At 42.9% G+C, this 11016-nt stretch carries 8 protein-coding genes; 1 reads left to right on the forward strand and 7 read right to left on the reverse strand.

The features are described from left to right. Nucleotides 1–58: 58 nt before the first annotated feature. The 7 genes from alr to manA all read right to left on the reverse strand — a co-directional run bounded on the left by alr (nt 59) and on the right by manA (nt 9831). Entirely contained in the window at nt 59–1186 is a 1128-nt protein-coding gene (gene alr, locus ACLOR3_RS00820) for an alanine racemase (RefSeq protein ID WP_129822427.1), read from the reverse strand. Continuing rightward, nucleotides 1176–1538, reverse strand: a complete 363-nt coding sequence (gene acpS / locus ACLOR3_RS00825) for a holo-ACP synthase (RefSeq protein WP_411400008.1) — start codon at nt 1536–1538, stop codon at nt 1176–1178. The genes alr and acpS overlap by 11 nt, the downstream gene beginning before the upstream one ends. 83 nt (nt 1539–1621) lie before the next feature. Next, nucleotides 1622–2653 carry a 3-deoxy-7-phosphoheptulonate synthase gene (locus ACLOR3_RS00830; protein ID WP_411400009.1) on the reverse strand — a complete coding sequence of 344 codons (1032 nt, stop codon included), beginning with the start codon at nt 2651–2653 and terminating at the stop codon, nt 1622–1624. 20 nt (nt 2654–2673) lie between these two features. After that, entirely contained in the window at nt 2674–5193 is a 2520-nt protein-coding gene (gene secA / locus ACLOR3_RS00835) for a preprotein translocase subunit SecA (protein ID WP_411400010.1), read from the reverse strand. Nucleotides 5194–5798: 605 nt separating this feature from the next. Continuing rightward, nucleotides 5799–7643: an APC family permease gene (locus ACLOR3_RS00840; RefSeq protein WP_411400011.1), complete on the reverse strand. Its 1845-nt coding sequence runs from the start codon at nt 7641–7643 to the stop codon at nt 5799–5801. A gap of 374 nt (nt 7644–8017) precedes the next feature. Beyond that, a complete protein-coding gene (locus ACLOR3_RS00845; RefSeq protein WP_287516868.1) occupies nt 8018–8758 on the reverse strand; it encodes a MerR family transcriptional regulator in 741 nt (246 codons plus the stop codon). A gap of 128 nt (nt 8759–8886) precedes the next feature. Beyond that, the gene (gene manA, locus ACLOR3_RS00850; protein ID WP_411400012.1) at nt 8887–9831 is read right to left on the reverse strand and encodes a mannose-6-phosphate isomerase, class I; all 945 of its coding nucleotides are present in this window, start codon (nt 9829–9831) and stop codon (nt 8887–8889) included. Between the two features lie 143 nt (nt 9832–9974). On the opposite strand from manA, the gene queG reads away from it, so the two are divergent. After that, nucleotides 9975–11016: tRNA epoxyqueuosine(34) reductase QueG (queG, locus tag ACLOR3_RS00855; protein WP_412036893.1), on the forward strand; the 1042-nt coding region annotated here is incomplete at its 3' end.

Raw genomic sequence — 11016 nt, forward strand, 5'->3', positions numbered from 1 at the left:
CATCAACCTCTTTCATCTCGAACTTTTTATAAAAGGAAGCTGGGAAAAGACAAACAACTTACTTCCCACTGTCTTCCTTTGTTGGACGATAAACTCTTGGTACGCGATCGCTCAGGACACAAACAACCTCATAGTTGATCGTGCCTCGATAGACTGCTACATCCGTTGTCGTTATAGCTAGATCACCATCCCTTCCAATCAATACTACCTTAGTCCCAATCGGGTAGGCCTTCGGTAGGCGAATGGTGATTTGGTCCATGGATACGCGACCGACAATCGGACAGAATTGCCCATCAACAAGAACATGAAAACCTTGCATATCTCTGGTCCAGCCATCTGCATAGCCAATTGGAATGGTCCCAATCCACTCTTCCTCGCTAGTCTGATAGGTCGCTCCATAACCAACTGTCTGACCCACTTCTAGTGGTTTGATATGGACCAATTCTGTTTCCAGACTCAAAGCAGGACGGATGCTATAGGGAAGCTCTAACTCTCTTCCACTTGGATTGAGCCCATACATGACATCACCCAGTCGGACAGCATTAAAAATGGTATCAGCATGCCATAAAGTTGTTGCTGAATTGCTGGCATGAACGATTTTCGGAGTATAGGGCAAGAGCTCCAACAAGCTCTTAAATCGTTGCAATTGGCCTTGGAAATGCCGGTCATCTTTCTCATCAGCTGTAGCAAAATGAGTAAAGATCCCTTCCACTTCTGCTCCATGGTCTCTTAATAAGATCATGGCTTCCTGCAAGTCTTCTGCCGAACGAAAACCAATTCGTCCCATTCCTGAATCCACTTTAATATGAACCTTCAACCCAGTCAAATCAGACTTTTCAGCCAACAATGCTTTCAACCACTCGAGACCAGCTACTGTATAACGAATTTCCTCTTTGATGGCAATCGCAACGTGTTCGACTGGTGCAACTCCCAAAATTAGAATCGGTTTTTCACCTGCTACTTGGCGAACTTCCAAGGCTTCATCTAGGTTGGAGACACAAAAAGCATCTACTAGTGGCAATAAACGTTCTACCACTGGCTCAACCCCATGGCCGTATGCATTTGCCTTGACAACTGCAAAGGTCAAGGTCTCTTTCGGAATATGGGCTTGTATTTGTTGAACATTATAGGCAATAGCCTCTACATCCACATATGCTCGCGTTGGTCTATGTATACTAGCTTTCATTTCTTTCCTCCAAAATGACACTGGTCGAAACTAAATCGCCTGAGTGACTGATCGATATCCAAATCTTTCCACTAAAAGGAGCTTTTGAAAAGTAGGGAGCTCCTTTTTGATTGGTTAGAATTTCCAGATCCTGAAATCCTACTGGACCAATTCCTGTTCCCCAAGCCTTGGAAAAGGCTTCTTTGGCAGACCATCGACCTGCCAGGTATTCCATTTTCCTTTTCCCAGATAATTGGTCGAACCGTTCTCGCTCCGTCTCTGTCAATACCTTGGAAGCAAATCTCGGATGTCTCTGGTAGGCTTGTTCAATGGATTGGATCGATTCGATATCTATCCCATGTCCAACAATCATATCTTTTCCTCTTTAATGATTTTCTATCAGCAACTCTATTTAAGAAGGAAAGGGCTGAGAATATTTTCTCCAGCCCTCTCCTCTTATTCAGCTACATACTGATAAATTTCTCGTACTAAGCTTTCTGTCTTTTCCCAACCTAAGCATGGGTCTGTGATCGATTGACCAAATACTTCTGGTTGATCTTGACGACCGTCCTCTAGATAAGATTCAATCATGAATCCACGGACTACATCATGGATAATTGGATTCCAGCTACGATTTGTAAGGGTTTCTCTGACAATGCGAATCTGCTCAGCAAATTTCTTCCCAGAATTATCATGATTGGTATCAACCAGGATAAATGGATGTTGCAAGCCCAAGGTCTGGTAGCGATGCGCAGCTTCTAGCAGATCTTCATAGTGGTAGTTTGGAATGTTTTTCCCATTCGCGTCTAAGGCTCCACGCAGAATAGCATGCCCGAATGGATTTCCACTTGTCTCCACAGAACGACCATTATAGAAGAAATGGTGCCCATGTTGTGCAGCATAAATTGCATTAAACATGACCGACAGATTTCCAGACGTTGGATTTTTCAATCCAGTTGGGACTGAGATGCCACTCGCCACAAATCGATGGCCTTGGTCTTCCACAGAACGTGCCCCAATGGCAACATAAGAAAGGAGATCCTCAACAAATGGATAGGTCTCTGGATACAACAGTTCATCTGCTGTTGTCAAACCAGTCTCGGTAATCACTCGGTGATGCAGGCGACGAACTGCCTTTAAGCCAGCTACAAAACTTGGTTCTGAAGCAGTATCCGGTTGATGCATCAAGCCTTTATAGCCATCTCCATTGGTCCGAGGTTTGGCAGTATAGACCCGCATCACAATGAAGACCCGATCTTTAACTTCTTCTTGAAGGGCTGCAAGGCGACGAGCATATTCCATCACTGCTTCCTCATTATCTGATGAACATGGTCCCATCACAAGCAAAATCCGCTTGTCTTCCCCCTTCAAAATAGAGGCTAGTTCACGGTCACGTGCTTCTTTACGAGCTAAATGTTCACCTTCTAAGCGATAAAGAGAAGTTACTGCTGTTTCATCAATGATTGAGCTAGTAGCTGTAAAAGACATAGGCTGATCCTTTCATACGATTAGAGTTTTTTACCGTGGCAGTTTTTGAATTTCTTACCAGATCCACATGGACAAATGTCATTGCGTTTGATTTGACTCAAATCAAGATCTTCTGGTAAATCAGTTTTTTGAGCGGCAATATTACGAGTCGCTGTCGTTGAAATACTGTGTTCTGTACGTGGACGCTCTTGTTCGTGGATTTGAGCTTTCATCATCAAACGAGTCACATCAAACTCGATAGAGCCAATCATATCGTTGAACATACGGAATCCTTCTGATTGGTATTCAACCACAGGATTGTTTTGTGCATAACCACGGAGACCGACAGCATTACGCAATTGATCCAAGGCATCGATGTGATCGGTCCATTTGCTATCCACAACACGAAGGATCAAGACTTTTTGGAATTCTCTGACTGCTTCTTCATCGCGTAATTTCGCTACTTGGTTTTCATAAACCTCTTCAGCACGTTTAAACAAGTAATCAATCACTTCTTTATCAGATTTGCCTTCAATATCACTCTCTGAAATCGTATCTTCAGGGACCAAATTGTATTTGGCAAAGTTCAAGATAGCTTCGATTCGTTCTTCCTTGCTTGAGTGGCTTGCTCCTTCAACGATCCGTTTAATCGTCCGCTTGATCATGGCCTTGATTTCTGGCGCCAAGTCACGATCCGCTGTAATAACATCATAGCGTTGAGAGTAGATAATCTCACGTTGTTCCCGCATGACATCGTCATACTGAAGGACTTGCTTACGAGTGTCATAGTTGTTCCCTTCCACTCGTTTTTGAGCTGCTTCGACTTGGCGTGTAAACATGTTAGATCTAATGACAGATTCTTCTTCGCTTAGTTTGAAGCGGTCCAGCAAGGCTTTGATGCGCTCTGAACCAAAACGACGCATCAACTCATCTTCAAGAGAAAGATAAAATTGAGATTCACCTGGATCCCCTTGACGTCCAGAACGTCCACGCAACTGGTTATCAATACGACGGCTTTCATGACGCTCTGTACCAATCACACAAAGTCCACCGAGTTCACGAACCCCTTCGCCGAGCTTGATATCGGTACCACGTCCGGCCATGTTGGTCGCGATGGTAACGGCACCACGTTGACCAGCGTTCATGATGATTTGCGCTTCTTTGTAGTGGTTTTTCGCATTCAAGACTTCGTGAGGAACGCCCGCTTCAACCAAGAGACTAGATAGGTAGTCACTGGTTTCAACGGCAACGGTACCCACCAAGACTGGTTGTCCTTTTTCATAGCGAGCTTTTACATCTTCTACTACAGCTTTAAACTTCGATTTCAAGCTTGGGTAGAGAAGGTCTGGATGGTCGACACGAGCAATCGGACGGTTAGTTGGAATTGGAATGACGCGAATGTTGTAGATTTCACGGAATTCTTCTTCTTCTGTTTTACCAGTACCTGTCATCCCTGAAAGTTTCTTGTACATCCGGAACAAGTTTTGGTAAGTAATAGAAGCGGATGTTTTGGTTTCTTCTTGGACTGGTACACCTTCTTTAGCCTCAATCGCTTGGTGCAAGCCGTCTGAATAACGACGACCTTCCATGGTACGACCTGTAAATTGGTCGACGATCAAGATTTCTTGATCCTCACTGACCACATAGTCGATATCCAAAATCATGATGTAGTTGGCACGGAGTGCATTGTCAATGTAGTGCGTCAAAGCAACATTTTCAATGTCATACAAGTTTTCAAGCTTAAAGTAGCTTTCAGCCTTATCAATCCCAGAATCTGACAAACCAATGGTTTTTGAAGGGACATCAATAATGTAGTCTTCTTCCTCCAAAGATTTCACAAAGGCATCCGCCATGTGATAAAGTTGGCTAGTTTCTGTAGAAGTCTGACCTGAGACAATCAATGGCGTACGGGCTTCATCGATTAAGATAGAGTCTACCTCATCGACCAAGGCATAGTTCAAAGGACGTTGTACCATGTTTTCGGCACGAACAACCATGTTATCACGAAGATAGTCAAATCCAATCTCTGAGTTAGTCGAGTAGGTAATATCACAGAGATAAGCTTCTTTTTTCTCAGATGGAGATTTTGCTGCTAGGTTAATCCCTACTGAAAGACCAAGCCATGAGTATAGTTCTCCCATCTCCGTCGCATCCCGTTCTGTCAGGTATTCATTGACAGTGACAACGTGAACCCCTTTACCTGATAGGGCATTCAAATACACCGGCATGGTCGCAGTCAAGGTTTTCCCTTCCCCTGTACGCATTTCCGGAACGTCACCATGGTGAAGAACAATCCCACCCATGACCTGTACTTTATAAGGGAACAAGCCCAAGACACGCTTGGCACCTTCACGAACTACCGCAAAAGCTTCATAGAGGAGGTCATCCAATGATTCGCCATCTTGGTAGCGTTGCTTGAACTCTTCTGTTTTCGCTTTCAGTTCATCATCTGACAAGGCAGCCATTTGATCTTCGTATGAGAAGACCTTGTCTGCCATCTTTTCCAATCGTCTTAATTCACCTTTATCATTTTCGATAATTGTTTTTAATAAATTAGCCATTAGTTTCCTTACTTTTCAAATTTCTTAAATTTTAAACGTTCTTTTTATTATAGCATTTTTTAAACATTTTTTCAAGATAAAGGCTGTATCTTACAAGACTTTCGTGTGGGTTTTTCGTGTGAGAAAATTCAAAAAGATGCCTGCTCAAGCAGACATCTGAAAGTGGAGACAAACTGTTCATTGATACAAATCTAATAAATTCTATAAAAATTATACTCGTTAGAATTATTCAATCATCTACTAAAACTTTCCGCTGTGAGTAAAGTGCCTGAAACAATTGTATTTCAGGCACTCGGAATTATTGAGAGTAAAACAGTTCGGTGAACTGTTTTAGCCTGAGCCTGAAAACCAAAAAGCGAAGGGGCTCAATACAAATTGAACACGGGCTACGGATTGTGTCAAAAAGATAAGTTTTCCTAGAATCAAAAGATTCTGCGTCAAACTTCCTATTTTGACTTTATCCGCAGACGCCCTTTGTATCTTGATTTAGTCATGGAACTTCGAAGAAGTTCGCTGACGTCCGCACTCACATTAGGATAGTTTTAGGCAACTTTGTTTTTAATCCGAATCACCTCTATAGTAGACATCTCTTCTTTATGCGATAGTTATTCAGACAAATGGTAAGAATAGCTTGCCACAACCACTTCTTCATGCCAACGAAGTGCATACTTCAATTTCAAACTCATTTGGTTGTGGAGAATATTTTGCCAATGTTTTTTAGGGATAAATTGAGGAACTAAGACTGTGACGGTATTTCCTTTTTCCTTGGCCTCCTCAGCTACTTTTGAGACAAATTCAACTGTTGGTTGGATAATATCCCGGTAACTTGTCATAACATTTTCAAAGCGAATATGAGGGAAATAATGTTTAAATTCTTCCGCCACTTCCGCATCTTTAACCTTGGTTTCTTCCGTTGATACGTGCATCGCTACAACATCGTTTCCTAGGCTATTTGCATAACTCATAGCCCCCACACTCACCTGAGTGACATTCCCAACAAGGACAATGACAGTATTGCCTGCGTAATTTGTCTTTTCGATCTTCCTTCCCAAACGCAATTGAGCCGCAACTTTATCATAGTGATTGCGAATACTTAAGAACATCCAAAGTAAAAGACCGATTATAGGGAAGAAAGGCCAGATCTCACTCAGACGGAACAACAAGAGGATCAAGACAATCCCATAACAGATAGCAGCCCCGAGGATATTAGCCAGCGAATACTTGAGAAATCCTTTTTGATATTGGCGTTTCCAATGAATGACCATCCCTGTTTGAGAAAGGGCAAAAGGAATGAAGACCCCAATGGTATAAAGCGGAATCAAGCTTTCTGTTTGTCCATCAAAGATCAAGAGCAAGACGATGGCACCAATCGCCAAGGTCAAAATCCCATTAGAATAGCCCAGACGATCCCCTTTTTCCATATACATGTGTGGCATGTATTTGTTTTTGGCCATGTTAAAGGCCAACATTGGAAAGGCAGAGAAACCAGTATTAGCCGCAACTGCCAAGATCAAGGCTGTTGATAATTGAAAGACGTAAAAGAAGACTTGACCGACTGGGGAATTCCCTAAGATGGCTTGGGCCATTTGGGCTAGAGTCGTTACCCCTTTTGCCGGAACAACACCCACCCAGTAATTAAGGAAGGTAATCCCTGCAAACATGATCCCCAAAATCAAAGCCATAATGGTCAAAGTAGAGGCAGCATTCTTTGCTTTTGGTTTCTTAAAGAAGGGAACCGAATTGGAGATGGCTTCAACCCCTGTTAGGGAAGCCGATCCACTCGTAAAGGCCCGCAACAAGAGAATAATACTAACCCCTGAAATAGTTTGGCCAACATGCGCAGTCGCGTTATAGGCCAAATGTCCTGTCAAAATTTGGATCACGCCATAGCCGATTAAGGCAATGGTACTGACGATGAACAGGTAGACCGGGATCATCAAGGATGTGGCCGATTCGCGTAGTCCACGAAGGTTCATCAGCATCAAAAGCAAGACCAACAAAATGGAAATGTGAAGATTATAAGTATGAAGAGAGGGAATCGCTGACGTGATAGCATCTGCACCGGAAGAAACAGATACCGCTACTGTCAGCATATAGTCAACCAAAAGACTTCCACCAGCGATCAACCCCGCTTTGGGAGACAGGTTCTCCGAAGTCACCATATAGGCTCCTCCCCCTTGAGGGTAGGCATGAATGACCTGACGATAAGAAATCGTTAAACTGGCTAGGAGAACCAGGACCACAATCCCAATTGGAATGGACCACCAAATGGCTCCTGCTGATACGGTCATCAAGACCAGGATAACTTGCTCTGGACCATAGGCAATAGAAGAAAGTGCGTCACTAGAGAGCATAGCCAAGGCCTGCATTTTCCCTAGCAATCCTCCTTCACCTTCTGCACCAGATTTCAACGGACGGCCAATAAACCATTTTTTCAATGTTGAAAACATAAAAAACTCCTTGAAAAAAGATTAGGAGGCTGGGGTTCCCTGCCTCTTTTTCATAAAACAGGGGCTATTCTACTCCTTTTTTTCAAGACAGTCAACTGAAAATGTGAAATTTTCATAAAGTTTTCATTGTCTTCATTCATTCAAGCTCTCTTAGATCGGTCAGCTTCTTCTCAAATTGATCCAAGCAAAAAACGAGGCTGGGACAAAAATCCTAGCCTCCCAATTATTTTTGGATTGTCGAGCAAGACGCAGTGGTTGAGTGGGCTCTACTACGCTGATTTCATCAGCTTTTACAGCCCTACTCAACTGTGCGGAGGTGGGACGACGAAATCGAATTCTAACGAATTACCGATTTCTGTCCCACTCTCACTTTTTTATTTTGCTTGATTTTCGACATAAAAGGCAATGACATCCGAAGTGTACTGGGCTGTACCAGCGCCAAACTTGTCGATGTTTTCCTTGAATTCTGGATTATAGACATAGCCTTTGCCGATATGGCCAAAAACCTCTATAGAGCAGTCAAATCCATACGTTCGAATCGCGTCTAAAAGTTTGGTTGCTTCTTCTTGATTTTCCGATGCTGTTACTGGCAAACCAGCCTGGAAGTTTTTCGCCAAGACTTGGAAGACTTGATTAAAGGCTCTTGTCGCCTCCTCTTCTCGACCTTTTTGGCGTTCAAGCGCTTGGTCCATGACTTCTTGACCGTACTTTTCTACCGCCTCTTGATGGTATTTTTTAGTATCTTGGTAGCTAAATCCAGTAAATTTTTCCTCAATGGTCATTTTTCTTTCTCCTTTTTGTTCCTGAATAGTTTTTTGCAAGGTGGAAATCAAGGTATCCAGGCGTTGCCTTTCTTGAGTCAAATAGTCCAACTGTTTGGTCAAATGGGGCAATAAATTAGATTTTTCTTCCGCTAAGAGTTCTACTATTTGGTCTAAGGAAAATCCTAGATATTTGTAGTAGAGAATCACCTGTAATCGTTCTAAATCTTCTTGACTGTATGTTCGATAGCCATTTTCAGATTTCACAGGGACGAGAAGTCCTATCTTGTCATAGTGGTGCAAGGTCTTGACAGAGACACCCGACAGCTCTGCAGCTTCTTTGATATGGTACATGATTTCCTCCTTACAAAGATAGTATAATCCCTCCCCTTAGGTCAGAGTCAAGACTTAACATAAAAATAGTTTTCAGATAAAAAAAGGCTTGAGTTGTTCCACAGCTTTTAACTCAAACCCTTTCTTTTTTATGGATGACTCACGATCAATTCTAAATCTTGCCCTTCCAAAGTCCAAGATTCAACATCGCTCGTTAAGATAAAGTGGTCTCCTTTTCCAATCGGATAATCTACCCCATCTACTTGAAGACTTCCTTGCCCTGAGAGAACGCTCACCAAGCTATAATCATGGGTCTTTTCAAATCGAACTTCCCCATTGACTACCCACTTGTGAACACCAAAGAAGTCATTGGTCACTAACAAAGTAGACGACAAGTGATCGACTTTTTCCTCAACCGGTCGACTATTCGCTGGAGCGCCTAAGTTCAGCACATCAATGGACTGTTCAATGTGCAACTCACGTAAATTCCCTTGATCATCTTTGCGATCAAAGTCGTAAACTCGATAAGTTGTATCGCTCGATTGCTGGGTTTCCAAGATTAAGATACCTGAACCGATGGCATGCATGGTACCACTTGGCACATAGAAGAAATCTCCCGCTTTCACAGGAACCCGCGCTAAAAGATCATCCCATTCTTTGGCTTCGATCATTTGGCGTAATTCTTCCTTAGACTGGGCGTGGTGACCATAGATAATTTCTGCCCCTTCATCAGCGGCAATAATATACCAGCATTCAGTTTTCCCAAGTTCTCCTTCATGCTCCATTCCATATGCATCATCTGGGTGAACCTGAACACTAAGCCAGTCATTAGCATCTAGAATCTTTGTCAACAAAGGAAAGACCGGTTCTGGTCGATTCCCAAACAATTCGCGATGCTCAGCATATAGTTGGTCTAAGCCCATTCCAGCATAAGGTCCGTTCTTAACAACAGAAACACCATGTGGATGGGCCGAAATAGCCCAGTATTCACCAACATGATCGCTCGGGATTTCATAGCCAAACTCATCTCGTAATCTAGTTCCACCCCAAATCTTTTCCTGCATAACTGATTGTAAAAATAGCGGTTGTGACATACCTGCCTCCATATATCCTTGTATTCAATACCTTATTATACCAAATTCCACTCTTTTTTGAAAGCCCTGCCAAGCTCTTTAGCCCCTTTTTAATTTTTTGCACGTTTTTCGCATTTTTACCGGCTTTCCGCTATAATAGGAATATGAACCTCAAAGAATCCATTATCGAATTGGCTCACTCCATTGGTATTTCAAAAATTGGCTTTACCACTGCGGATGATTTTTCCTATTTAGAAAAATCCCTCCGCCTAGCTGTGGAAGAAGGCCGAAATTCTGGTTTTGAGCACAAAAATATTGAAGAACGAATCCAACCACGCTTAAGTTTAGCTTCTGCTAAAACGATTATTTCCATTGCCGTTGCCTATCCCCACAAGTTAAAACAACAACCTCAGAAGACGGCCTATAAACGCGGAAAATTCACCCCCAATAGCTGGGGCCTTGATTATCACTATGTCCTGCAGGATAAATTAGACCGCCTAGCAAGAGGGATTGAAGAATTAACCGCCAACTTCGAATACAAGGGGATGGTGGATACTGGTGCCTTAGTGGATACTGCGGTTGCTCAACGAGCTGGGATTGGCTTTATCGGAAAGAACGGCCTCGTCATCTCAAAAGAATACGGTTCTTATATGTTTTTAGGGGAGCTTATCACCAACCTAGAGATTGAACCCGATCAAGCCGTTGACTATGGTTGCGGAGATTGTAACCGCTGTGTAGAAGCCTGCCCGACTTCTTGTTTAATCGGGGATGGCTCTATGAATGCCCGACGTTGCCTATCCTTTCAGACCCAAGACAAGGGGATGATGGATCTGGAATTCCGTAAAAAGATTAAAACGGTCATCTACGGTTGTGATATCTGTCAAATCTGTTGCCCCTACAACCGTGGTCTGGACAATCCATTAGCCACTGATATCGATCCTGAACTAGCTCATCCAGAATTAATCCCCTTTATCGAGTTATCCAATGGACAATTCAAGGAAAAATTTGGAATGGTCGCTGGTAGTTGGCGGGGAAAGAATATTCTCCAGCGTAATGCTATCATTGCTTTGGCCAATGCTAATGACCGGTCTGCTATTCCTAAACTGTTAGAAATCATCGAAACCTCGCAAAACCAGATTCATATTGCAACAGCTATTTGGTCACTGGGAGAGCTGATTCGAGAAGTCACACCTGACTTGGTTGATT

Origin of the sequence: Streptococcus intestinihominis, assembly GCF_046824975.1 — a bacterium.
GTDB lineage: Bacteria > Bacillota > Bacilli > Lactobacillales > Streptococcaceae > Streptococcus.

Coding starts and splice junctions, on each gene's coding strand:
- alr (WP_129822427.1), bottom strand. CDS start 1,186: ATGAAAGCTAGTATACATAGACCAACGCGAGCATATGTGGATGTAGAG.
- acpS (WP_411400008.1), bottom strand. CDS start 1,538: ATGATTGTTGGACATGGGATAGATATCGAATCGATCCAATCCATTGAA.
- ACLOR3_RS00830 (WP_411400009.1), bottom strand. CDS start 2,653: ATGTCTTTTACAGCTACTAGCTCAATCATTGATGAAACAGCAGTAACT.
- secA (WP_411400010.1), bottom strand. CDS start 5,193: ATGGCTAATTTATTAAAAACAATTATCGAAAATGATAAAGGTGAATTA.
- ACLOR3_RS00840 (WP_411400011.1), bottom strand. CDS start 7,643: ATGTTTTCAACATTGAAAAAATGGTTTATTGGCCGTCCGTTGAAATCT.
- ACLOR3_RS00845 (WP_287516868.1), bottom strand. CDS start 8,758: ATGTACCATATCAAAGAAGCTGCAGAGCTGTCGGGTGTCTCTGTCAAG.
- manA (WP_411400012.1), bottom strand. CDS start 9,831: ATGTCACAACCGCTATTTTTACAATCAGTTATGCAGGAAAAGATTTGG.